Below are 23,932 nucleotides of genomic sequence, written 5' to 3'. Positions count from 1 at the left end.
ACGCAAGGCCACAACCGCCCGACCCCACCGGGCCCCGAGCCCACCGGAGCCACACCCCCGCCGCCGCCCGCAGCCTAGGGCTAGGTTCCGGTCATGCCCGTCTCCAACAACCGCCCCCCGTCCCACACCACCCCCACCTGCCGGAAGTACGCCCCGATCGGCTCCCTGATCTCCAGCCGCGCCAGCTCCTCCGTCGGCGACTCGAAGAGCGAAACCTCCGCGTCGGCAGCCCAAGCCGCCCCCGCTTCGAACGAAGCCGCACCCGTCTCCACGAGTTCGTCGAGCGCCAGCCCCTTCCCCTTCTCCACCGAGGGAAGCCACCGGTTGTGGATCATCGGATGCCCGTTCACGAACCCATGGGTCGCACTCTCCTCCCGCAGGGTGAACGTCGCCTCCGCCAGCCTCCGGTCCGCCGCCGCCAGCGTCGCCCCGAAGCGCGCCCCGGCCGCCACCCGAGGCGCGGGACCGTACGGATGCGGCCGCGTCTGGTGAATCGATCCGAGCTTCTTCGGATACCCCTGATGCAGCCCCCGCGCGATCGCGAAGTCCTTGTCGACCCAGATGTAGACGCACCGCGAGTACGTTCGTCCCTGGTACGAGCACCGCACCACCACGAACGCCTCCTTGTACTGCGCCCGCACCGGGTCGAGCAGCTCCTCCCGCGAGGCCGAACAGGACTGCCAGTCCGCCCAGATCAGCGCGACCGCACCGGGGTCCTCCGCCGCCAACTCCAGCGGATCGGGAAGCAGTTCACGCACCCGCTCCGGATCGGTCCGGTACTCGAAGGTCAACAGGTCCCCCGAGTAGTGCCACGGCGGCGCCGGGATCAGCGACGAGGAACCGCTCGCCGTCTTGGGGTGGAAGTAACCGCGAACGCTGCTCACGTCAGTGCTCCTTGAGTTGCGGAAGTGTCAGAAGTCAACTCGGCCCGGTAGGTCGCGGCCCGCGCCACCACTCCGGCCCCACCCAGCGCCGCGACTCCCACGAGCCGCCCGCCCCGGTCGTGGTACCCGACCAGCACGTCCCCGTCCGGGTCTCCGACCGGATCCCCGTCCAGCACCCGCACATCGGCCACCCCCAGCCCGGGCGCCCCGAACGACTGGATCCGGTACGCGTACTGGTCGGACCAGAAGGAAGGCAACGGCGCGAACGCCTCCCGCCCCTCCCCGACCAGCACCTTCGCGGCGTGCTTGGCGCTGTCCCCGGGCACCGACCAGTGCTCGACGCGCCGCGCCACACCGTCGTACCGAGGATGGGGAAACTGGGCGACGTCCCCGACGGCCACCACGCCCTCCGGCGCCCCGACCACCCGCAACCGCGCGTCGCACAGCACGCCGTCCCGCAGATCGAGCCCGTTCCCCGCCAGCCACTCCACGTTCGGCAGCGATCCGACCGCCTCGACCACGACATCGGCGGCGACCCGCGTCCCGTCGTCCAGCACGACCCCGCCGACCCGCTCCTCCGTACCGACAAATCGACTGACCGTACGCCCGAGAGCGAAGCGAACCCCCTCGGCCCGGTGCCTGGCCAGCAGCGCCCGCGCGAGCAGTTCACCCAGCGCACGCACCAGCGGCAGCGGCTCCGGCTCAACGACGGTCACCTCGGCGCCCAGGCCCCGCGCGGTCGCGGCGACCTCGCAGCCGATGAAGCCCGCGCCGACGACGACCACCCGCGCGCCCGGCCGGAGCGCGCCCTGCAACGCCCTGGCGTCGTCAAGGGTGCGCACGGTGTACCGGCCTCCGGCCGGACCTGGCACATCGAGCCGCCGGGGCCGCAGTCCGGTGGCCACGACCAGCCCGTCGTACGCCAGCGACTCCCCGTCGCCGAGCCGTACGGTCCGCCCGGCGAGGTCCGCCGCGACGACGCCCGAGCCCGGGCCCGCGCCCAGCCGCCAGACCACGTCGGCCACGGCGGCCTTCGGCCGGAAGGCAAGCGAGGCGAAGCCGGCCTTCCCGGCGAGGACTTCTTTGGAGAGGGGCGGACGGTTGTAGGGCATGTGGGGTTCGTCGCCGACGACGACGATCTCCCCGACGAATCCGGCCCTGCGCAACTGCTCGGCCGTGCGCAGTCCACCGAGGGAAGCCCCGGCGACGACGATGCGATCGGTAGTGCTCATGCGCGGGTCAGTCCTCGATGGTGATGGCCTGGAGGGGGCAGACGTCCGCCGCGTCCTCGACGTCCTCGCGCAGCGACTCGTCGGGCTCGGCGACGTACAACAGCCGTCCCTCGTCGCTGAGTCGGAAGACTTCCGGGGACGCGAAGGCGCACTGCCCGTGGTCCTTGCAGACGTCCATGTCCACGACGACCTTCATGGGGTGGTCCTCTCGGGAGAAGTGGGGGCCGCAGGTGCGAGAGCGAGTGGATCGCCCGCACGACCGCCTACGGGGAAGCACGAAGGGTCTCTGAGGAATCCATTCACTAACTCGTTTGAGTTCAAACAAGTTAAACCCCCGGGCCCGGCCGGTCAACAGTCGTGTGAAGGTGGGGAAAGTTGCCTCCCACCCCTTGTCCCCATGTCGGGAGCCTGCATATCTTTTGGAGTCAAACGACATGGAGGATTCACCGGTGAGCGCTCAGCAGTCCCCGTCGCCCTCGCATGCGGCGGCCGCTTCCGCACCGGCAGCCGCCACCCGCTACGCCGCGCTGCCCCCGCAGGCCCGCGAGCCCCTGGAGCGGCTGGCCGCCCAGGGCGACGAGATAGATGTCGTACGCGTGACCTTCCCCGACCTCCTCGGCACAGACCGGGCCCGTGACATCCTCGTCGAGCACCTGCCCTCGGCGCTCGGTCACGGCCTGGCCTTCTGCCGCGCCGTCTACCACACCTCCCCGCGCGGCGACACGGTCGACGTGGCGGGCGGCCTGGACGCCGGACTGCCCGACATCCTCGTCAAGCCCGACCTCTCCACCCTCGTCGCGCTGCCCTGGGAGCCGGGCGTCGCCTCGTGCCTGGGCGAGGCGACCGACCCGGCGACCGGCGAGCGCGCCCCGGAGTCCCCGCGCGGCGTCCTCCAGCGGGTCCTGGATGCCTGGGCCGAGTACGGCCTGGTGCCCGTCGTCGGCCCCGAACTCGAATACTTCCTCTGCGAGGAGGCCCCCGGCACCCCCACCGGCTGGCGCCGTTACGCCGAGGCCCCCGGCAACATCTACACGGCGGGCCTGCGCGGCGACCCGGACCGCCACCTGCTCCGTACGATCCGCAGCCTGCGCGACCTCGGGCTGCGCGTCACGGCGGGCAACCACGAGTACAGCAGCGGTCAGTTCGAGATCAACCTCGACCACTCCGAGGCTCTCGACGCGGCCGACCGGGGCTTCCGCTTCAAGGCGGCCGTCAAGGAACTCGCCCGCAGGGAAGGGAAGTTGGCCACCTTCATGGCCAAGCCCTTCAACGACGAGGGTGGTTCGGGCTTCCACATCCACCTCTCGGCGGTCTCCGACACCACCGGCCAGAACGCCTTCGACGACGCGTCGGCCCCGCACGGCCTCTCCGGCCCGGCCCGCCACGCCATCGCCGGAATCCTCGCCCACGCCCCCGCGCTCGCGGCTCTCCAGAACCCCACCATCAACTCCTACAAGCGCTTCGGCCCCGACACCCTCGCCCCCTGGCTGATCGACTGGGGCCTCGACAACCGCAGCGCCATGCTCCGCATACCGCCGGAGCGCGGCTCGGCCTCCCGCCTCGAGATCCGCCTCGGCGACGCCAGCGCCAACCCGTACCTGGTCATCGCGTCGACCCTGGCCGCCGCCCTCCTGGGCATCCGCGCGGGCGAAGAGCCCCCCGCCCCCCTTGAGGGTTACGGCTACGACGTCAGCAAGGCCCCCCAGCTCCCCGCCTCCCTCCCCGCCGCGCTGGACGCCCTGGTCGCCGACGGCCCCCTCACGGAACTCCTCGGCAAGGACTTCACGTCCACCTTCCTCGCCTACAAGCGCAACGAGGTCGAACGCTTCCAACAGCACGTCACCGACTGGGAGTTCGGCGAGTACGCGTACCACCTCTAAGCCTTTCAGGAGCGCACCCAGATGCTTGAACCCCTGCCGCCCCTCCCTCTCTCGGCCGTGGACCTGGCCGACCCGGACAAGTTCCTCGACGGCGAGACCCCCTGGCGGATGCTGGACACCCTGCGCCGCGAGGACCCCGTCCACTGGCAGATCGAACCCGCCCCGAACAGCGGCTTCTGGGCGGTCACCCGGCATGCCGACATCGTCGCCGTGGACCGCGATCCGGAGACGTACACCTCCACCCGCTTCACCAACCTCGAAGAGGTGGACGACGACCAGATCGCCATCCGCCGCTCGCTCCTGGAAACCGACGGCCTCCGTCACCAGGCGATGCGCCGCCTCCTCCAGAAGTCCTTCACGTCCAAGGCGGTCGCCGCCTACGGCGACTTCCTGCGCTTCCTCACCCGCCGCACCCTGGACGCCGCCCTCGCCAAGGGCTCCTTCGACTTCGTCAACGAGGTCTCCGCCGCCTTCCCCATCAACGTCCTGGCCCGGATGCTCGACGTTCCCGAGGACGACACCCAGCAGCTCATCGACTGGGGCAACCGCATCATCGGCAACACCGACCCGGACTACGCGGACGTCCTGCTGCACTCCTCCGAAAGCGAGCAGTACCGCGACCTGCCCTTCCGCAGCCCCGCGTCGCTCGAAGTCTTCGCGTACGGACGGAAGTTGGCGGAGGAGCGGCGCGGCGGCGAGGGTACGGACCTGGTCAGCCTCCTGGTCAACCAGACCCCGAAGGACGGCGTCCCGCTCAGCCCGGCCGACTTCGACAACTACTTCCTCCTCCTGGTCGTCGCGGGCAACGAAACCACCCGCCACGCCATCTCGCACTCCATGCTGGCCCTCATCCAGCACCCGGAGGAACTGGCCAAACTCCAGGCCGACCCGTCCCTGATCCCGGGCGCGGTGGAGGAGTTCCTGCGCTGGGCGTCCCCGGTCTACCACTTCCGCCGCACGGCCACGCGCGACACGGAACTGGGCGGCAAGCAGATCAAGGCGGGCGACAAGGTCGTGCTCTGGTTCGCCTCCGGCAACCGGGACGAGGACGTCTTCCCCGACCCCTACACCTTCGACGTCACCCGCGAGAACATCGACCACGTCACCTTCGGCAAGGGCAGCCCGCACTTCTGCCTGGGCAACTCCCTGGCCCGCCTCGAAATCCAGATCCTCTTCGAGGAACTGCTGCCGCGCATCGACACGATCCGGCTGACGGGCGACGTCCCGCGCGTGCGCAGCAACTTCGTCAACGGCATCAAGAAGCTGCCGGTGGCGGTCTCCCTGGCGGCGCGGAGCTAGCGCCTGTTCGGACCGGCGAGCGGGGCGGGGCGATGCGCCGGGCGGGGCAGCGAGCCGGGCGGGCCGATGCGCCGCCCGGCTGCCGAGGGGCAGCTGAGGATCAGCTCTCCGAGAAGTATCCCGAGTTCCTGCACACGAGGTCGTTGGTGCCCGGCCAGCAGATTTCCATCTTGTACTGGGTCGTGCCCTTGACGTCGTACACCTTGCTGTCGCACCCGCCGTCGCCGCCGTCATTGACGGTCATGACGACGGTGCTCGCGCCGCCCACGGTGCGCCACAGGAAGCCCGTGACGCCCGCTCCGTCGGCCCTGGTGTCGCAGACGGTGAATTTGTCGCCGTCGTCGGTGTGCTTGAAGTAGCCGCGGCCGTCCGGCAGGTTCACCGTGCGGTCCGCCGCGTAGGCGGAGGTGGAAAGCGACAACATCGCACCCACGGCGACGAATCCGACAGCAGTTGCCCGACTGAGGTTCCTGAGCCTCACGGCGTCTCCAATCCTTGCTGGCCGGCGAACCGGCCCGTTGATGATCGAGGCCGACTATCGCGCATCCGTACGGTGCGGACAACGGGAGGATGTCATTCCGCTTGCAACTTTTCGGGGCGAGGCCGCACGGACTCAACTGCCTGGCGTCGACCTCCCGTCGCCCCCTACCGTGGCCCCCGTGAAGACCCAGATGATCGTGCTCAACGGCGGCTCCAGCTCCGGCAAGTCGGGCATCGTCCGCTGCCTCCAGTCGGTCCTGCCCGACCCCTGGCTGGCCGTCGGGACGGACCTGTTCGTCGGCATGCTGCCCCTGTCCATGCGCGAGCCCGAGGCCGAGGGGGCGGGCTCGGGCAAGGGCCTGGTGATCGCGGCCGACGGGACCGTGACCGTGGGCGAGGAGTTCAACCGTTTGCAGGACGCGTGGGTCGCCGGGGTCGTGGCGATGGCACGGGCCGGGGCGCGGATCATCGTGGACGAGGTGTTCCTCGGCGGAGGGGAAGCCCAGGAGCGCTGGCAGCGGGCGCTCGGCGGCGACGTCGAGGTGCTGTGGGTCGGAGTGCGGTGCGACGCCGACGTCGCCGCGGGCCGCGAGATCGCACGCGGCGACCGGACCGGGGGAATGGCCGAGGGCCAGGCGGAGGTGGTGCACCGGGGAATGCGCTACGACCTCGAAGTGGACACCACCCACACCGAATCCCTGGACTGCGCCCGCCGCATCGCGGCCCACGCGAAGTAGGGACCGTCAGGGGGAGGGGCGGGGAGGGGAGAAACGCCCCGCGCAGCGGCCTGAACCCCCGCCCCGCCTGAACCCCCGCCCCGCCTGAACCCCCGCCCCACCCGAACCCACCCACCCCCGGCCTCAGCCCCGCGCCATCCTCAGCGTCAGGACCTGGAAGGGCCGCAGCGCCACCTCCACGCCGCCCGCCGGACTCAGCCCGTACGGTCCCGCCTCGGGCAGCGCCCGCTCCAGCAGGTCCGTCTCCGCGACCGACCTCGCCGGGAAGCCCACCGTCAGCGTCCCCGAAGCCCGGCCGCCCGCCGACTCGTAGAGCCGTACGACCACGTCCCCGCTCCCGTCCTCCGCCAGCTTCACCGCCTCCACGACGATGCGGTCGTCGGACATCCGGAAGAGCGGTTCGACGCCCGACGCACCGCCCGTGACCGTGCGCTCCGGGAGGTTGATCCAGTGGCCCTCGCGGACCGCGTCCGTCACGGAGGCGCCCGGCGCGAGGGCGAAGCGCAGCCGGTGCGAGCCCTGGTCGGTCTCCGGGTCGGGGTAGCGGGGCGCCCGCAGCAGGGAGAGGCGGACCGTCGTGGTCTGCCCGCCGTCCGCCCGTACGTCACGCGTCACGTCGTGTCCGTACGTCGAGTCGTTGACGACCGCCGCACCCCACCCCGGCTCCTCCACCTGGATCCAACGGTGCGCGCAGATCTCGAACTTGGCCGCCTCCCACGAGGTGTTGGTGTGCGTGGCCCGGAAGACGTGCCCGAACTGCGTCTCCGCCGCCGACCGGTCCGCCTTCACGTCCAGCGGGAACGACGCCTTCAGGAACTTCTCCGTCTCGTGCCAGTCCACGTCCGTCTCGATGTCGAGGACCTTCGCCCCCGAGCGGAGCGTGAGCCGCTGGACGATCGTCGACTCCCCGAAGGATCGGGTGATCGACACTGTCGCCAACTCCGCATCCGAAGAAGCGAGTTCGAGCGACGCGACGGCGGTCAGGTCCGTGACGTTGTGCCGGTAGAACTCGTCGATGTCCCACGCGTCCCACATGTTCGGGAAGTCCGGGTGGACCTGGAGGAGGTTCGCGGCCAGGCCCGGCGCGACCGACTCGCGTCGCGCCTCGACGTCGTACGCGGACGTGACCAGTCCGCGCGCGTCGACGGTGATGCGCAACAGCCCGTTGGCCAGCTCGAAGCCGCCGTCACTCGGGGTGGCCGTCACGGGCTCCGTCGTACGGACGGGAGAGGCGGTCGCTCCCAGTGCGGGAACCGCATTCCGTTCGTGCGGGGCCGAGTTGAAGACGAGCGGCGTCGAGCCGTCCCCGGCGAGGGCCGTCTGCGCGGAGAGGGTGATCGCCTCCAGCTCCGCCCGCACCCGTGCGTACGTCTCCCGGGCCTCCCGGTGCACCCAGGCGATCGACGAACCCGGCAGGATGTCGTGGAACTGGTGCAGCAGCACCGTCTTCCAGATCCGCTCCAGGTCCGCCTGGGGATAGGCGTATCCGGGTACGCGCACCGCCGCCGTGGACGCCCACAACTCGGCCTCCCGCAGCAGCGATTCGCTGTGCCGGTTGCCCTGCTTGGTCTTGGCCTGGGAGGTGTACGTCCCCCGGTGGAGCTCCAGGTAGAGCTCGCCCGCCCACACCGGCGCGTCCGGATACTCGGCCTCCGCCTTGGCGAAGAAGGCCGACGGCTTCTCGACCGTCACCTTCGGGGACCCTTCGAGGTCCCGCAGCCGTTCCGCCCGCGCCAGCATCTCGCGGGTGGGCCCGCCACCCCCGTCCCCCCAGCCGAACGGAGCCAGCGAACGCGAACCCCGCCCCTTCTCCCGGTAGTTGCGGGCCGCGTGCGCCATCTGCTCGCCGCCCAGGTCGGAGTTGTACGTGTCGACCGGCGGGAAGTGCGTGAAGACACGCGTGCCGTCGATGCCCTCCCACCAGAAGGTGTGGTGCGGGAACTTGTTCACCTGCGACCACGAGATCTTCTGCGTCAGGAACCACTTCGACCCGGACAGCTTCACGAGCTGCGGCATGGCCGCCGTGTACCCGAAGGAGTCCGGCAGCCAGACCTCGTTGGTCTCGATCCCGAACTCGTCCATGAAGAACTTCTTGCCGTAAAGGAACTGACGGGCCATCGCCTCCCCGCCGACCATGTTGGTGTCCGACTCCACCCACATGCCGCCCACCGGCACGAACTGCCCGTCCGCGATCTTCTTCTTGACCTTCGCGAACACCTCAGGCCGATGCTCCTTGATCCAGGCGAGCTGCTGCGCCTGGGACATCGCGAACACGAACTCCGGGTGGTCGTCCATGAGCGCGACCATGTTCGAGGAGGTGCGCGCCACCTTCCGCACCGTCTCCCGCAGCGGCCACAGCCACGCCGAGTCGATGTGCGCGTGCCCGACCGCGCTGATCCGGTGGGCGGACCGGGTGGCGGGGGAGGCCAGCACCTCGGCCAGTTCGGTACGGGCGCGGGCGGCCGACCCGGCGACGTCGGTGAGGTCGACGGCGTCCAGACAGCGCTCGATCGCGCGCAGGATGTCCCAGCGGCGGGCCTCGTCCTTGGGCAGGTTGTGCATCAGCGAACCGAGCACCTCCAAGTCCTGCACCAGCTCCCAGACGTCGGTCTCGAAGACGGTCAGGTCCATCCGCTCGATGCGGTACAGCGGATCCTGACGGGCCGTCAGTCGGTCGCCCTCGTACGTCGGAGCGTGGTCCACCAGGATCGGGTTCGACGACGCCTCCACGTACAGCAGCACCTCCTCGCCGCCCTCGACCCGGTCCCCGCCGATCCGTACCCAGTCGTTGCGCGGGTTGAGTGCCTTCACGGCCTCCCCGTCGGGCCGGTAGACGAGGCCCTCGCACTGGAAGCCCGGCATGTTCCGGTCGAAGCCGAGGTCGATGACGGCCTCGACGGTCTTCCCGGCCCACTCGGCGGGCACGCGCCCGGTCACGCGGAACCAGGTGGTGCCCCAGGCAGGACCCCACGGCTCCCCGGCGGCGGCGGGCCCGTACCCGGCGGCCAGCCCTTCCGCGACGGGCACCGGCTCGCCCGGAGCCTCCCAGCGCTCGATCGTGAGCGGGACGGACAGCGAGTGGACGGCGGGCTGGATGCGCTCGTGGAGCACGCGCCTCAGGCGGTGTTCCACGATGCTGCGGTCGTCGTGCATGAGGGGTACTCCGTACGTGATCGGGGGGATGGCGAGGGTCGGTCGCCGGGCAGTCGTCGGGCAGCCGACGGACAGTCGAGGGTCAGTCGTGATTCGGTCGTGATTCGGTCGTGATTCAGTCGTGGGCCATGAGGAGGAGGGCCAGTCGAGGGTGACGGGGGCGGGCCGGGAGGATGCGTACAGCGCGCTCACCGCACGTACCTCCAGAGTGGTACGCGACGGGCCCCGCGCGCCACGGTGCACCGCCGGAACGTAGTACGCGGTCGACGCCGTGCCGCCGAGGAATCGCCGCGAACCGTCGGGGAGCACCTGGTGCACCTCGTAGTGGCGCGCCCCGGCCACCGGCCGCCAGCGCAGCCGCAGTTCGGCGACACCGGGGGCGGTGACGCGGCGATCGGTCACCCGGACCCGGGAGGGCGGCTGCGGGAGGGGCGCCCGGTGCTCGCGCACGGACAGCGCACCGAGCCGCCACGACACCGGGCCGCTGCCGGTGAGGCGTACGCCGAGGGAGTGGACCTCGGTGCGGGGGAGGTGGGCGCGGGCGACGGTCCAGCCGTTGACGGTGCGCTCGGGGGTGAGGGGGAGGACGTGGATCGCACCGGACCCGTCGCTGAAGGTGGCCTCGACTTCGGCGCTCCCCGTCACATGACGGTACGTCAAAGTCACCACTGCATCTCTCACTTGGAATCTCGTACGGTACAGATCCAGCTCGACCGGAGCGGACGCGGCGAGGTCGCCGGACACCAGCAGGCTGCTTCCGCCGTGCCAGGCCGCGTCGAAGGCGAACCCGGCCTGTGGACGGGTGCCCTTCGTGCGGATCGTCCAGCGGCGGGAGGGCAGCACGTCCTGAAGCCCGAGATGATTCCACGGTGTCTCGCCGACCCGGCTCCCCCGGAACTCCCCAGCCCGCAGAACGCCCGCGGACCGCCCCCGCCCCCACTCCCTGCACCAGGAATCCCCCTCAACCCCCCACCTCCTCCACCCTCACCACCTCCCTAATCCCCCGCCCCTCCAAGTGCTCAACATCCGACGCCAGGTCCGCCAGGACCACCCCCGCCCGCACCCCGTCCGACGCCAACCGTGCCCACGCCTCGTAGAAGTCCCCGCCCGGCGCGCACGTACCCCGCCCCGGTGCGGTATCCGCATCCCCCACGTCCAGCACCAACGCCGTGCCCCTGGGCACAGCCCCCGGAGCGGACCCGGCCCGCACCCGCCCCGCCATCTCCGCCAGCGCCTTCCCCTGCGGCTTCACGACCCGCTCCGACGTGAGCAGTCCCAGCCCGTACTCCAGCTCCGGAAAGTCCGCCAACTCCCGCGAGACATCATGCGAACACCACCACGTCACCCCGTACAGATCCTCACAGGTAAGAGCGTTCTCGACCGTCGCGGTCACGAACTCCGCCGCGTGCTCCGGCGGAATCAACGGCGCCGGAGCACCCACCTCCTGCAACCACACCGGCCGCCCCACCGGCGCCCACGCACGCGACAACTCGATCAAATATTCAGCAAGGTGAACGGTCGCCGCTCCCTCCCTCCCGTGCCGCTGCGCCGTCCCGTTGAACACCCACGAGTGGATCGTCGTCACATCGCCCAACCGCGCCGCATGCGCAGGCGTGAAGGGATGCCCGGGCTGGAACCACACCGCGTCGTACTCCGAGTGGGTGTGCAGCTTTCCCGGCGCCCCCCGCTCGCACGCCGCGAGCAGCCGCTCCAGCCACAGTCCCGCCTGGTCGTACGTACAGGGGTCAGGATCCGGATGCGGCCGGTCCGAGAACTGGTTGACCTCGTTCCCGAGCGTCATCCCCATGAAGTTGGGCCTCCCCGCCAGCTCCGACGCCAGCGTCTCCACATACCGCGCCTCCGCCTCCACCACGTCCACGTCCGTGAACATGTTCCGCCGGTGCCACGTCGTCAGCCACGACGGTACGAAGTCGAAACTCGACAGGTGCCCCTGGAGCGCGTCGACCGCCACGTCGAGCCCCCGCTCACCCGCCGCGTCCACCAGCTGCCCCAACTGCTCGACCGCCCGCCCGCGGATCATCGACCGGTTCGGCTGGAAGACCGGCCACAGTGCGAAGGCCCGCACGTGATCGAGGCCCAGAGCGGCCAGCGAGTCGAAGTCCCTTCGCACGTCGTCGAGTTCGAAGTCGAGCCAGTGGTGGAACCACCCCACCGACGGCGTGTAGTTGGCCCCGAAGCGCGGGCGCGCAGGTTCGGCGTTCATGCGGCAGGAATCCCCAAATCTCTCTCAGAACAACGCAGTTCGGTTCGCAGGCAGGGCCGAGGATCAGGTTTTGATCGCCCCTTCCCCGACCCCTCTGAAGAAGTACCTCTGGAGCGCGAAGAACAGCAGCAGCATCGGCAGCAGCGCCGCCATCGCCCCCGCCGCGATCAACCGCTGGTCATTGACGGTCGTGGCACCCGCGAGCGTCTTCAACCCCAACTGCAACGTGTAGTTGTCGCTGTTCGTCAGCACGATCAACGGCCACAGGAAGTCGTCCCACGCCCCCATGAAGCTCGTGATGCAGACAACGGCCAACGCCCCCTTGGCGCTCGGCACGAACACCCGCCGGAACCGCTGCCACTCATTGGCCCCGTCCAGCACCGCCGCCTCCTCCACCTCCTTCGGCACGGCGAGGAAGGCAGCCCGCATGATCATCAGATTCAGCACGGACACAGCGCCGGGCAGCCAAACGCCCACCAGCGTGTCCACCAACCCCATCTCACGCACCGTCAGGAACATCGAGATCATCACGGACTCGAACGGGAACATCAGCGTCGCGATCAGCACCGTGAACACCGTCTTGCGCCCCCGCCACCCGGCCCGCGACAGCGCGTACCCGCCCATCGCCGCGAAGAGGCAGTTCGAGGTGATGGCCAGCGCGGCGACGATCAGCGTGTTCCCGACGTACTGGAACAACGGGAAGGCTTCGGCGACCCGCGCGTAGTTGTCGAGCGTCGGATCGCTGGGCAGCACCCCCTCGTAGACGTTCTCGCCGCGCCCCTTCAGCGAGGTCAGGAACTGCCAGACGATCGGCCCGACCAGCACCACCAGCATCAGACACAGCGTGAGATACCGTCCGGACAGCCCGACGAGCACCCGCCTGCTGTACTTCCTCGGTTTCCCGGCGGCGGCCTTGCGGGCAGCGGCCTCGCGGGCGGCGGCCTCGCGGGCGGCGGCCTTCGCGGCGGCGGCCTCGTCAGCGACCGGGGCTGTCGTACTCAACTCTCGTCCCCCTTGGACAGCCGATGCCCCAGCACGCTGAACACCAGCGTCAGCAGGAACAGCAGAATCGAAATGGCCGCCGCGTACCCCGTCTCACCGGCGAAGCCGAGCCCCACCTGACGGATCAGGAACGGCAGCGTCCGGGAGTCGCCGCCCGGCCCGCCGCTCTCGCCGCCGAGGATGTAGATCTCGGTGAACACCCGCAGCGCGGAGATCGCCGACAGCGTCCCCACCAGCAGCATCATCGGCTTCACCGTCGGCACGGTGATCGAGAAGAACCGGCGCACGGGCCCCGCCCCGTCGATCGCCGCAGCCTCGTACAGCGAGGTCGGTACGTTGCCCAGCGCGGCCAGGTAGAAGACCATGTAGTAGCCGAGGCCCTTCCACACGGTCACGATCATCGCCGAGACCAGCAGCATCGTGGAGTCCGTCAGGAACGGAATCGGCTCGCTGATGACACTCAGCTTCTCGAAGACCGTGTTGACCAGACCGTCGCTGCGCAGGATCCACTGCCACATCAGCCCGACCACCACCGCCGACGCGATCACCGGCGTGTAGAAGGCCGACCGGAAGAAGCCGATCCCGGGAATCTTCTTCTGTACGAGGACCGCCAGCGCCAGCGGCAGGAACACCAGGCACGGCACCACCACGACCGTGTACAGCACGCTGTTGAACAGCGCCAGCCAGAAGGTGTCGTCCCCGACCGCCCGCACGTAGTTGTCGAACCCCACGAACCCGCCGCCGCGCAGGATCTGAGCATCCGTCAGTGACAGGATCACGGTGTTGAGGAACGGCCAGAGGCTGAACAGCACCACCATGGCGAGCCCCGGCAGCAGGAACAGATACGGCGTCCACCAGCGGCGGTGCACCAACCCCGTCTCCGTGCCCATGTCCTTCTTCAGGCGGCGGGCCTCGCGCCGCGCCTCGCGCGCGTTCGGCGGGACCGGGTCGCCGCCCCGCGCGGCGTCCTCCGCGCGGGGGTCGGTGTCCCGGCCGGTGCCGGTCATCTGTGACACGTGCCCGTCGCCTACTTCTTCTTCTGCTGGGCCTGCTGGGCCAGGATCTTGTTCGCTTCTTCCTGTGCCTTCGTCAGCGCGGTCTTCGCGTCGACCTCGCCCTTGATGGCCTTCTGCATCTCGCGGACCACCGCGTCACCGATCTGGCTGGTCCACTCGACCGGGGTGTTCGCGTCGAGCTGTGCCTCCTTCAGCTCCTCCGCGCCGAGGGCCCGCGCCAGGGTCTCCGGGTCCTTGCCGTCGCCCTTGTCGGAGAAGTACGGGTCGGCCAGCCCCTTCGCGTTCGAGGGGTAGATCGCGACCTCCTTGGAGAAGGCGACCTGGTTCGGCCCGTTCGTCACCCACTTCGCGAACTCGGCAGCGGCGTCGGGGGACTTGGTGTCCTTGCGGACTCCCAGCGACTGCGTGTAGATGCCGATGTGGCCGAGGACCCCGGTGACCGCCTTCTGCACCTGCGTCTTCGCGTACACCTTGGGCGCGTTCGCCTTGACGTCCCGGATGAAGCCGGGCGAGCCCGGACCGAAGACGAGCTTGTCCGCGCCGTACAGCTGGCTGGTGTCGTCGGACTTGGTGAGCGACTCCTTGGGCATCGCGCCCTTGGCGTACAGCTCCTTCATCCGCTCGACCCACTCGACGGCCTTCGGCGTGTTGAAGGTGAAGGCGTCCTTCTTCGCGCTGAGGACCGGAACGCCCATCTTCTGCCAGTCTCCGGGCAGCCGCGACTTCGGATCGGCCATGAACGCGGCGTACTTGCCGCCGGACTTCTCGGTGATCTTCTCCGCGTAGTCGAAGAACTCCTCGACGGTCGTCGGCGGCTTGTCCACGTCGAGACCCGACCTGGCGAAGAGGTCCTTGTTGTACGTCAGGATCTCCGGCGTCACGTACCACGGGTAAGCGAACACGCCCGGCTTCGAGGGGAGCTTGTACTGGTCCCAGGCGCCCGGCACGTAGTCCTTCTGCACCGCCGGGTCGAGCTTGGCCACGTCCGCCAGCATGCCCCGGTCCGCGAGGAGCTGGAAGGAGTCCGTGTTGAGGTTGACGACGTCCGGCAGAGCGCCGGCCTGGGCGTCCGCGACGAGCTTCTCGTTGTAACCCTCGCCCGGTACGTCCTCCCACTTCACCTTGACGTCCGGGTACTTCTTCTCGAACGCGTCGATCACGCCCTGGACGTACGTGGTGAAGGTCGGCTTGAGCTGGAGCGTGCGGAAGCTGATCTCGCCGGACACCTTGCCCGACTTCTCGGGCTGCTTGGCATCGTTGTCATTGCCGCTGCCGCCCACACCGCAGGCGGCGGTGGACAGCAGGGTTGCCGCCATGGCGGTGGCGATGGAGATGCGGGACGGGCGCCCACGGGACATCGTCGTTCCTCCTCTTCGCACCGGCCGCGCTGCCGGATTGCGAGACACACGATGGGTCGGCGGAAGACATTCGTCAACAGGTAGGCCAGCATTGTTTTTTGAACGGCTGTGAGCTGGACTAAAGCGGTTGAGTGGGGAGTTGACACCACACAATGCGCGCGGTAATGCTTCGTCGCGCTAATGCGGTTTAGCTGCTACTCGCTTGATGGCAGCCGGAGGTGGGGAGATCGGGTGGACGACGTGCACACCGGAGTGACGGTCACCGGGGTGGAGACCCCGAGTCTCTTCACCGGCCCCGAGGAGCGTCCGTCACAGGTGGTACGGGTGGGAGTGCGCCGGAGCCGCCCGGTCGGGCCCCTCGTCGTCTCACTCGCCGGACCGCAGGTCGAGACGGAGCACCCCCGCTGGCTGCGCGCGGACTCCGTGGAGGCTTACGCGGGAGTCGACGCGGCGTCCGAACTGAGCGCCGATCGCGGTGGCGTCGCCCGGGATGAAACCGTCGAGGTCTCCGTCGACCTGGGCGGTGCGGCCCCCGGCACCCGCCTGCCCGCCACCGTCCGCGTTACCACCCCGGGCGGTCTCCTCCTCGCCTCCCGCCCCTGCGAACTGCTCGCCGCCGAACCCGGCTGGACGGTCCGCCTGGTCCCGCACTTCCACTACGACCCGCTCTGGTGGAACACCCAGGCCGCCTACACCTCCCAGTGGGACGCCCCCGTGCGGGACGGCGAACCGGAGAAGGGCTGGGAGTACGCCGGGGTGCCCGCCTTCACCCTCGTACCGCTGCACCTCCAGCAGGCGCGCGACGACCCCGCGTACCGCTTCGTCCTCTCCGAGATCGACTACCTCAAGCCGTTCTGGGACACGCATCCCGAATACCGGGACGAGATGCGGCAGTTGATCACCGAAGGCCGCCTGGAGATCGTCGGCGGCACCTACAACGAGCCCTCCACCAACCTCACCTCCGCCGAGACCACCGTCCGCAGCGCCCTGCACGGACTCCGCTTCCACCGCGACGTCCTGGGCTCCGACCCCCGGACGGCCTGGCAGCTCGACGTCTTCGGCCACGACCCCGGCTTCCCCTCCCTGATGGCCGGCGCGGGCCTCGACTCGGCGGTCCTCGCCCGGGGCCCGTACCACCAGTGGGGTCCGATGATGGACACCTGGGGTGCGGCGCTGCGGCCCCCGACCGCCATGCAACTCCCCAGCGAATACGAGTGGATCGGCCCCGGCGGCGGCCCCGGGCTGCTGCTGCACTACCTGCCCGCGCACTACTCGGCGGGCTGGTTCTCGCACGCCGAACCCGACGCGGAGGCCGCCGCCGCGAAGATCCTCGAACTCTTCGAACTGCTCCGGCAGTCCGCCACCACCCGCAACGTCCTCATCCCGATGGGCACGGACTTCTCCTGGCCGCACCCGTGGGGGCTCGCCGTCCAACGGGAGTGGACCGCGCGCTACACCTGGCCGAAGCTGGAGCACGCGACCCCGCGCGACCATTTCGCAGCAGTGCGGGACGAGTTGGCGGGCCGGGGGGAGTCTCCACTCCCGGTGACGCGCGAAATGGGCCCGGTCTACACGGGCAAGGACGTCTCGTACGCGGACGTGAAACAGGCCCACCGAGCCGCCGAGAACCTGGTCCAGGAGGCCGAGACCCTCGCCGCCCTCGCGTACGCGCACGGTCGCTTCCGCTACCCGCAGGCCGCCCTCGACAAGTCCTGGCGGCACCTGCTGCACGCGGCCCACCACGACGCGGTCACCGGGACCTTCTCCGACCAGGTGTACCTGGACCTGCTGCCGACCTGGCGCGAGGCGTACGAACTCGCCTCGGGGGTAAGGGAATCGGCGTTGGACGCCTTGGTGGGGGAGGCGGTCGGGTCTTCGGTGACCGTCGTCAACGCGCTGTCGTGGAACCGGACCGACGTCGTCAGGGTGGAGCTTCCCGGACTGGCCGCACGCGCGGGATCGTTGGCCGTACGGGACGAGACGGGCGCGCTCGTTCCGGTGCTGGTGGAAGGGGTGTCCGCGGAGGGCGCGGTGACCATCGCGTTCTTGGCGGCCGACGTGCCGGGGCTCGGGCAGCGGACCTGGTCGGTGACGTCGGGTGAGACAGGGATGTCCGAGGGATGGACCGTCGAGACCGGTGCCGCGCCCGTCGTGAGGAACGGGCTGTACGAGGTCGAGGCCGATCCCGCGCGCGGGGGCGGCCTGTGCCGTGTCACGCAACTCGCCGACGGGCGTGAGCTGTTGGCGGCGGGCGAGGTGGACGCTCTCGTCGTCCAGGACGAGTATCCCGCCCATCCGTTCTTCGAGGAGGGGCCCTGGCACCTGCTGCCCAAGGGGCCGGGGGAGTCGTCGGAGTCCGCGCCCGCCGACTCGGTGCGCGTGGAGCGGTGCCCGATCGGCGTGCGGATCGTGGCCTCGGGGCGTACCGGGCCCGTGGCGTGGACCCGTACGACCACCCTGTGGGACGGCGTGGACAGGGTGGAACTGGCCACGCGGATCGACGGCTTCGCGGGCAGCGACCAGCTCGTACGGCTGCGTGTGCCCGTCGACGTGCCGGGGGCGCAGCCCGTCGCGGAGACGGCCACGGCTGCGGTGGGGCGTGGCTTCGCCTTCCCCGAGGCCGACACGGGCGTCGACCACACCCGGGCCCCGTGGACGCTCGACACCCCCTGCCTGAACTGGTTCGGTCTTACGTCCATGACCAGGGCGTCGCTGACGGGCCCCGACGGCACACCGGCGGGCGTACGGACGCTGGGTGCGGGCGAGATCGTGCTGCCCGACGCGGGGCCGCCGGAGGGGCTGCGGGAGTGCGTCACGGCCTTGGGGGCGCTCGGCGTCACGACGACACCGACACGGTCCCACGGGCCCCGCTGGGGCGACCTCGCGGTCGACAGCAGCCTGCCCGACTTCCGGCTCGCCCTGGGGGGACCGGACGCCAACGCCTTCACCGCCGGCGTGCTGGCCGCCGCCGACCCCGTGTACACGGACGCCGTGAAGGGCGGCGCCCCGGTGGTGTGGGTGCCCGCGCTCCGGCCGTTGCGCGAGACCTGGCTGCCCGGGTGCGACCTGACGGGCGTGCGGGACCTTCCGGTGCTGGTGCTCACGGGTTCCCTCGCGGAGTTCACAGACACTGTCGTACGCGAGCACCTCATAGAAGGGCTGCACCCTCTGCCCACAGAAGGGGCGCAGGAGCACGCCGACTTCGAGGACCGTACGGTCGCCCTGCTGGTGCGCGGCACTCCAGGGTGCGCGGTGGACACCCGGGGGCGGCTGCACAGCTCACTGCTGCGGTCGTGCACCGGGAGGCCCAGCGGCGCGTGGATGGACCCGCCGCGCCGTACCGCCCCCGACGGCAGCTCCTTCCAGCTCCAGCACTGGACGCACGAATTCGCGCACGCCCTGCTGTCGGGGGCGGGGGACTGGCGGGACCTTGACCTGGTGCGCAGGGGGCGGGAGTTCAACGCGCCGATGACGGCCCGGGTGACCTCCACGGCACCCGGCGCGGAGCGCTTCCTGGCCGTGGAGGGTCTGATGGCCGAGACCGTGAAGCGCACGGCCGACGGAGGCGTCGCCGTACGACTCAGGGAGGCGCGGGGGCGTACCACCACGGGCTTCGTGCGCGCGCCCTTCCCGGTGGCCGCCGCAGCACGGGCCGACCTCCTCGACGTACCGCACGAGACGCTCGCGGCGGAGCCCGGCGAAGGGGCGTACGACGACGGTGCGTGCGGCGGCGGTGCGCGCGGTGGTGGTGCGTACGACGGCGGGGCGTACGGCGGTGGTGCGTACGCGATGACACTCGGCGGGAATCAGTGGACGACCCTGCACCTCACCCTCCCGGACGGCCCGCGCCCCACCGTCGCGCACCAGGAGGCGGCGCGGCCGGGCTTCAGCCGGTACTGGCTGCACAACACCGGCACCGCACCGCTGGGCGACGCACCGTACGCGGTGACGGTCACGCCTTCGGAGGTGACGGTCGCCTCAGGCGGCCCCGCGGGCGAAGCAGCCGTGACCGTGCACGCGCCCTCCGGCTGGGTGACCTCCTTGACCCGGGAAACGGTCACCCTGGAGGCGGGCGGCCACGTGCGCCTGCCGTTCTCGGTGCGGCCGCCTCAAGAGGCCGCACCGGGCGACCACCTGGTGCGGGTGACGGCCGAGTTCCAGGACGGCACCGCCGTGGAGGACAGCCTCACCGTCACCGTCGCGGGCCATGACCCGTCCGTGCCGGGCATCACCGTGACAGTGCCCGAGGGGCCCGTCCGCATCGCCGCAGGGGCGAGCACCCCCCTGCCCGTCCACCTGTCGAACACCCTGCGCGGCGCCGTCCGCTGCGAAGCCATCCTGGTGTCCCCGTACGGTGGTTGGCAGTTGGCCGGTCCCCGCTCGTGCGTCGTCGACGTCCCGGCGGACGGCACGGCCGAGGCCCGCTTCACCCTGCACCCTCCCGTCGACACCGCACCCGGCACGTACTGGGTGCTGGTCAAGGCGGTCGGACAGGGCCGCGTCGCGTACAGCGCGGCCGTCGACGTACGGGTGGAAGAACCTCTTCCGCCGCATCCAGAACCGTCTGCACCGAGCCCCGAACCCCCTGCACACGCCCCCGAACCCCCTGCACACGCCCCCGAATCCCCTGCACAGACCCGCGCCCCCGAGAGGACCCCCGCCCCATGACCTCTGCTGCCGCGTCCGGTGACGGCATCCGGCCCCGTCCCTCGCGCAGGCCCACCATGAAGGACGTCGCCCGCCGCGCCGGAGTCTCCGAGAGCGCCGTGTCCTTCGCCCTCAACGACCGTCCGGGCGTCTCGCCCGGCACGCGCGAAAGGGTGCGCAGGGTCGCCGAGGAACTCGGCTGGCAGGCCAACAGCGCCGCCCGCGCGCTCTCCGGCGAACGCTCCGGGTGCGCCGGACTGGTGCTCGCCCGCCCCGCGCACACCCTGGGCGTCGAATCGTTCTTCCTCCAGCTCGTCTCCGGCATCCAGGAGGCGCTGTCGTCCCGTCAGGTGGCACTGCTCTTCCAGGTGGTGGAGGACCTCGACACGGAACTGGCCGTCCTGCGCCGCTGGTGGGCCGAACGGCGCGTCGACGGCGTCCTGGTGGTCGACCCCAGGGTCGACGACCCGCGCCCCGCCCTGCTGGCCTCCCTGGGGCTGCCCGCCGTCGTCATCGGCGGCCTGGAGGCCGACGCCCACCGCGCGCAGACGCCCCTGCCCGTCTCCAACGTGTGGGCGGACGACGCGGGCGCCATGGCCTCCGTACTGGACCACCTGCACTCCCTCGGACACCGCCGCATCGTCCACGTCGCCGGAATGCGCGGCCTCGCGCACACGGAGCGGCGCATCGTGTCGCTGCGCGCGGAGGCGGCCCGCCGCGACCTCACACCGGACGAGGTGCGCTCGGTGGCCACCGACTACTCCGACGCGGAGGGCGCCGAGGCCACCCGCCGCATCCTCGACGAGCCGCCGCGCACCCGCCCCACGGCAATCGTCTACGACAACGACGTGATGGCCGTCGCCGGTGCCTCCGTGGCCGCCGGACGCGGCGTCTCCGTGCCCGGTGAGCTGTCCATCGTCGCGTGGGACGACTCGGCGCTCTGCCGGGTCACCCACCCCCGGCTGACCGCCCTGGTGCGCGACACCCCGGGCTTCGGCCGCCTCGCCGCACAGGAGCTCCTCGCGGTCCTCGACGGCTCACCCGTACGCAGCCTCCAGGGCGAACTGCCGCACCTGGAACCCAGGGAGAGCACGGGGCCGCCGCCGCACCAGGGGTGACCTGCGGGGTGTCGCCTCTCTCTGAGGCGGCACCCTTCTTCGAGGCGGCACCGGGCTCTGTGAGGCGGCACCGGGCGCACGCGCCCGGTTGGTCAACTCCCCAGCACCACGCACGCCTGCGCAGGCAGCACCAGCACCCCGTCCCGCTTCGGCGCCTCCACCGGCTCCCACGCCGCCAGCACCCTGGTGCGCCCGTTGCGGCCCAGCCCGATGGTCGCCGGGTCCTGTGCCAGGTTCACCGCCACCCGCACATCACCCCTGCGGTACGCGATCCAGCGCCCCGCCCCGTGCGCCGCGTGGGCGACCCGTACCGCCGCCAGGTCCGGGTCGGACAGGTCCGGGTGCGTGCGGCGCAGGGCGATCAGCTCCCGGTACCAGGCGAGCAGGCGGGCGTGCGGCTCACGGTCCGGCTCCGACCAGTCCAGGCAGGAGCGCTCCCGGGTGCGCGGGTCCTGGGGGTCCGGGATGTCCTCCGCCGCCCAGCCGTGCGCCGCGAACTCCCGCCTGCGGCCGGTCCTCACCGCCTCGGCCAGCTCCGGATCGGTGTGGTCGGTGAAGAACTGCCAGGGCGTGCGCGCACCCCACTCCTCGCCCATGAACAGCATCGGCGTGAACGGGCTCGTCAGCACGAGCGCCGCGGCGCACGCCAGCAGCCCGGGGGAGAGCGAAGAGGACAGCCGGTCGCCCAGGGCCCTGTTGCCGATCTGGTCGTGCGTCTGCGCGTACCCGAGGAAGCGGTGCGCGGACGTCGTCGTGCGGTCCACCGGGCGCCCGTGCGTACGCCCCCGGAAGGACGAGTACGTGCCGTCGTGGAAGAACACCCGCGTGAGGGTCTTCGCGAGCGCCTCCAGTGGTGCGCGCGCGAAGTCCGCGTAGTACCCCTGGGACTCGCCGGTCAGGGCGGTGTGCAGGGCGTGGTGGAAGTCGTCGTTCCACTGTGTGTGCAGGCCGAGCCCGCCCGCCGTACGAGGGGTGGTGGTGCGCGGGTCGCCCTGGTCGGACTCGGCGATCAGGAACATCGGGCGGCCCGCCTCCGCCGCCTGGGCGTCCACGGCGGCCGACAGCTCCTCCAGGAAGTGCAGCGCCCTGGTGTCGGCGAGCGCGTGCACGGCGTCCAGCCGCAGCCCGTCGATCCGGTAGTCCCGCAACCAGGACAGGGCGCTCTCGCGCAAGTACGCGCGCACCTCGTCGGAGCCCGGCGCGTCCAGGTTCACCGCCGAACCCCACGGGGTGTGGTGCGTCTGGGTGAAGTACGGGCCGAACAGCGGCAGGTGGTTGCCGGACGGGCCGAGGTGGTTGTGCACCACGTCCAGGACGACCCCGAGCCCCGCCGCGTGCGCCGCGTCGACGAACCGCTTCAGCCCGTCCGGACCGCCGTACGGCTCGTGCACCGCCCACAGCGACACCCCCTCGTACCCCCACCCGTGCGTCCCCGGGAACGGACACACCGGCATCAGCTCGACATGGGTGATCCCGAGCTCCACCAGATGCGCGAGCCTCTTCGCCGCCGCGTCGAAGGTGCCTTCGGGGGTGTACGTGCCGATGTGCAGCTCGTAGAGCACCGCACCCGACAGCGACCGCCCCTCCCACTCCCGCGCCCACTCGTACGCGTCGTGGTCCACGACGGCACTGGGCCCGTCGGGCCCCTCCGGCTGGCGGCGCGAGCGGGGATCGGGGCGGACCGGCCCGCCGTCCAGGGAGAAGCCGTACGGGCTGCCGTGCCCGGCCTCCGCCCGTACCGTCCACCAGCCCGCCCGATCCCGGTCGCGCTCCATGGCGTACGTCTGCACAGCCGCTTCGGGCAGGTGCAGCGTGACCCGTTCGTCGGCTTGCGGCGCCCACACCTCGAACAGCACTGACGGCCCCTCTTCGTCGGCGAGCTCTGCACGGGGACGGCTCTGCCCGGGGGAGAGCTCGGTCAGCCCCAGGTCATATTGAGTGCCCGTTCGAAGGTGACGTAACCGGCGCGGGCGAACGCCCCGGCCATCGGTACGTTGCCGAGATCCGTCGCGGCGCGGATGCGCGGCACGTCCTCGGCGGCGAGCACACGGGTGCCCTCGGCGAGGATCTCGTCGATGTAACCGTTGCCCCGGTGGGCGGGCAGTACCCCGATGTAGGCGATGATCGGGTGGTAGTTGTTGCGGGCCGGGACGACGAAGCCCACCGGTGCGCCGCCCTCGGCGAGTTCGGCGACGCGCCACCAGCTCCGTGGTGTCGTGAAGTGCGCGAACTCCTCGTCGTAGTGCAGTTCGGCGGCCTCGCGCGGGCTCAGCCCGCCCGCCAGGTCGGCCTGGCCGTGCGCGTCGAGGGTGCCCTCCAGCACCGGTGTCATCAGCGCCACCAGATCCTCGCGGTCCTTCACGGGCCGGAAGGCCAGCCGCCCCGACGGCTCGGCGACCGGCGTCCCCGGACGCCACTCCAGCCGCAGGCGTTCCACCAGCAGCCGGGCCCCGGTCGCCTCCAGGATCTTCATGCGGGCCTCGACGGCGCCCCGTACGGCGTCGTCCTCGTGCCAGTCGCCGGGTACGAAGCGGCCGTACTCCGGCCACGCGGACACCTCATCGGGCAGCACGGCCGCCGCCGCCCGCTTCAGCAGCTCCGCCCCGACGCCGGAGCGCTCCGGCTCCGGAAGCGTGTCGTCCAGATCGAAGAAGTCCAGAGCCTGCGGCGCGCCCCCGGGCTGCCCGGTCCACCAGGCGACCCTGGCCAGCACCCGGCCCCCGCGCTCGGCGACCCACATCCACGAGGGCAGTCGACGGCCTCCGGCGAGGTCGTCGGCCAGTTCGTGGTCGAGCGAGTAGGTGAGCCCGAGGAACAGTCCGAGCTCTTCGGGGCCTGCGAGGGGACGGAGTATTACGGACAAAAGCGCTCCTTGAGCAGAGTGTTGTCGCAGATCAGTACG

At 70.9% G+C, this 23,932-nt stretch carries 16 protein-coding genes; 5 read left to right on the top strand and 11 right to left on the bottom strand.

Going from position 1 to position 23,932, the window contains the following annotated elements:
- Positions 1–80: 80 nt before the first annotated feature.
- The 3 genes from OG897_RS18630 to OG897_RS18620 are packed head-to-tail and all read right to left on the bottom strand — an operon-like array spanning position 81 to position 2,312.
- Positions 81–884: an acetoacetate decarboxylase family protein gene (locus OG897_RS18630; RefSeq protein ID WP_266658235.1), complete on the bottom strand. Its 804-nt coding sequence runs from the start codon at positions 882–884 to the stop codon at positions 81–83.
- Positions 881–2,116 (bottom strand): NAD(P)/FAD-dependent oxidoreductase, encoded by a 1,236-nt coding sequence (locus OG897_RS18625; protein WP_266658233.1) that lies wholly within the window; start codon positions 2,114–2,116, stop codon positions 881–883. Before OG897_RS18625 ends, OG897_RS18630 begins: the two co-directional genes overlap by 4 nt.
- A 7-nt stretch (positions 2,117–2,123) precedes the next feature.
- A complete protein-coding gene (locus OG897_RS18620) occupies positions 2,124–2,312 on the bottom strand; it encodes a ferredoxin (RefSeq protein ID WP_266658231.1) in 189 nt (62 codons plus the stop codon).
- A gap of 355 nt (positions 2,313–2,667) precedes the next feature.
- On the opposite strand from OG897_RS18620, the gene OG897_RS18615 reads away from it, so the two are divergent.
- Together OG897_RS18615 and OG897_RS18610 are read left to right on the top strand one after the other, a co-directional pair.
- The gene (locus OG897_RS18615) at positions 2,668–3,996 is read left to right on the top strand and encodes a glutamine synthetase family protein (RefSeq protein WP_266660285.1); all 1,329 of its coding nucleotides are present in this window, start codon (positions 2,668–2,670) and stop codon (positions 3,994–3,996) included.
- A 21-nt stretch (positions 3,997–4,017) separates the two neighbouring features.
- Complete coding sequence (locus OG897_RS18610) at positions 4,018–5,295, top strand: cytochrome P450 (RefSeq protein ID WP_266658229.1); 1,278 nt, start codon at positions 4,018–4,020, stop codon at positions 5,293–5,295.
- A 100-nt stretch (positions 5,296–5,395) separates the two neighbouring features.
- On the opposite strand, the gene OG897_RS18605 is transcribed toward OG897_RS18610, so the two are convergent.
- Positions 5,396–5,776, bottom strand: a complete 381-nt coding sequence (locus OG897_RS18605) for a hypothetical protein (protein ID WP_266658227.1) — start codon at positions 5,774–5,776, stop codon at positions 5,396–5,398.
- Between the two features lie 178 nt (positions 5,777–5,954).
- Between OG897_RS18605 and cpt the strand changes: the two genes are divergently transcribed.
- Positions 5,955–6,512, top strand: a complete 558-nt coding sequence (cpt, locus tag OG897_RS18600; protein WP_266658225.1) for a chloramphenicol phosphotransferase CPT — start codon at positions 5,955–5,957, stop codon at positions 6,510–6,512.
- Between the two features lie 123 nt (positions 6,513–6,635).
- Here the strand turns inward: cpt and OG897_RS18595 are convergent, their stop codons facing one another.
- The 5 genes from OG897_RS18595 to OG897_RS18575 all read right to left on the bottom strand — a co-directional run bounded on the left by OG897_RS18595 (position 6,636) and on the right by OG897_RS18575 (position 15,265).
- Positions 6,636–9,665 carry a glycoside hydrolase family 38 C-terminal domain-containing protein gene (locus OG897_RS18595; protein ID WP_266660284.1) on the bottom strand — a complete coding sequence of 1,010 codons (3,030 nt, stop codon included), beginning with the start codon at positions 9,663–9,665 and terminating at the stop codon, positions 6,636–6,638.
- A gap of 961 nt (positions 9,666–10,626) precedes the next feature.
- Positions 10,627–11,889 (bottom strand): glycosyl hydrolase, encoded by a 1,263-nt coding sequence (locus OG897_RS18590; RefSeq protein ID WP_266658223.1) that lies wholly within the window; start codon positions 11,887–11,889, stop codon positions 10,627–10,629.
- 63 nt (positions 11,890–11,952) lie between these two features.
- Positions 11,953–12,891, bottom strand: a complete 939-nt coding sequence (locus OG897_RS18585) for a carbohydrate ABC transporter permease (protein ID WP_266658221.1) — start codon at positions 12,889–12,891, stop codon at positions 11,953–11,955.
- Positions 12,888–13,781 (bottom strand): carbohydrate ABC transporter permease, encoded by an 894-nt coding sequence (locus OG897_RS18580; RefSeq protein WP_266660283.1) that lies wholly within the window; start codon positions 13,779–13,781, stop codon positions 12,888–12,890. The genes OG897_RS18585 and OG897_RS18580 overlap by 4 nt, the downstream gene beginning before the upstream one ends.
- A gap of 137 nt (positions 13,782–13,918) precedes the next feature.
- The gene (locus OG897_RS18575) at positions 13,919–15,265 is read right to left on the bottom strand and encodes a sugar ABC transporter substrate-binding protein (protein ID WP_266658219.1); all 1,347 of its coding nucleotides are present in this window, start codon (positions 15,263–15,265) and stop codon (positions 13,919–13,921) included.
- Between the two features lie 231 nt (positions 15,266–15,496).
- Between OG897_RS18575 and OG897_RS18570 the strand changes: the two genes are divergently transcribed.
- A complete protein-coding gene (locus OG897_RS18570; RefSeq protein WP_266658217.1) occupies positions 15,497–19,933 on the top strand; it encodes an NEW3 domain-containing protein in 4,437 nt (1,478 codons plus the stop codon).
- Positions 19,930–21,030: a LacI family DNA-binding transcriptional regulator gene (locus tag OG897_RS18565; protein ID WP_266658215.1), complete on the top strand. Its 1,101-nt coding sequence runs from the start codon at positions 19,930–19,932 to the stop codon at positions 21,028–21,030. Before OG897_RS18570 ends, OG897_RS18565 begins: the two co-directional genes overlap by 4 nt.
- A 92-nt stretch (positions 21,031–21,122) precedes the next feature.
- Here OG897_RS18565 and treZ read toward each other — a convergent pair whose 3' ends face one another.
- The gene (gene treZ / locus OG897_RS18560) at positions 21,123–22,886 is read right to left on the bottom strand and encodes a malto-oligosyltrehalose trehalohydrolase (RefSeq protein ID WP_266658213.1); all 1,764 of its coding nucleotides are present in this window, start codon (positions 22,884–22,886) and stop codon (positions 21,123–21,125) included.
- Positions 22,887–22,948: 62 nt separating this feature from the next.
- Positions 22,949–23,893: a GNAT family N-acetyltransferase gene (locus tag OG897_RS18555; RefSeq protein ID WP_266658211.1), complete on the bottom strand. Its 945-nt coding sequence runs from the start codon at positions 23,891–23,893 to the stop codon at positions 22,949–22,951.
- Between the last annotated feature and the right edge of the window lie 39 nt (positions 23,894–23,932).

This window comes from Streptomyces sp. NBC_00237, from assembly GCF_026342435.1.
GTDB lineage: Bacteria > Actinomycetota > Actinomycetes > Streptomycetales > Streptomycetaceae > Streptomyces.
Note: the sequence above shows the minus strand (reverse complement) of the source record. Positions and strands in the feature narration are given on the sequence as shown.

Bases quoted from the DNA above. Each gene is read 5' to 3' on its own strand.
- OG897_RS18625 (WP_266658233.1), bottom strand. From the start codon at position 2,116: ATGAGCACTACCGATCGCATCGTCGTCGCCGGGGCTTCCCTCGGTGGA.
- OG897_RS18620 (WP_266658231.1), bottom strand. From the start codon at position 2,312: ATGAAGGTCGTCGTGGACATGGACGTCTGCAAGGACCACGGGCAGTGC.
- OG897_RS18610 (WP_266658229.1), top strand. From the start codon at position 4,018: ATGCTTGAACCCCTGCCGCCCCTCCCTCTCTCGGCCGTGGACCTGGCC.
- OG897_RS18595 (WP_266660284.1), bottom strand. From the start codon at position 9,665: ATGCACGACGACCGCAGCATCGTGGAACACCGCCTGAGGCGCGTGCTC.
- OG897_RS18590 (WP_266658223.1), bottom strand. From the start codon at position 11,889: ATGAACGCCGAACCTGCGCGCCCGCGCTTCGGGGCCAACTACACGCCG.
- OG897_RS18580 (WP_266660283.1), bottom strand. From the start codon at position 13,781: ATGGGCACGGAGACGGGGTTGGTGCACCGCCGCTGGTGGACGCCGTAT.
- OG897_RS18575 (WP_266658219.1), bottom strand. From the start codon at position 15,265: ATGTCCCGTGGGCGCCCGTCCCGCATCTCCATCGCCACCGCCATGGCG.
- OG897_RS18565 (WP_266658215.1), top strand. From the start codon at position 19,930: ATGACCTCTGCTGCCGCGTCCGGTGACGGCATCCGGCCCCGTCCCTCG.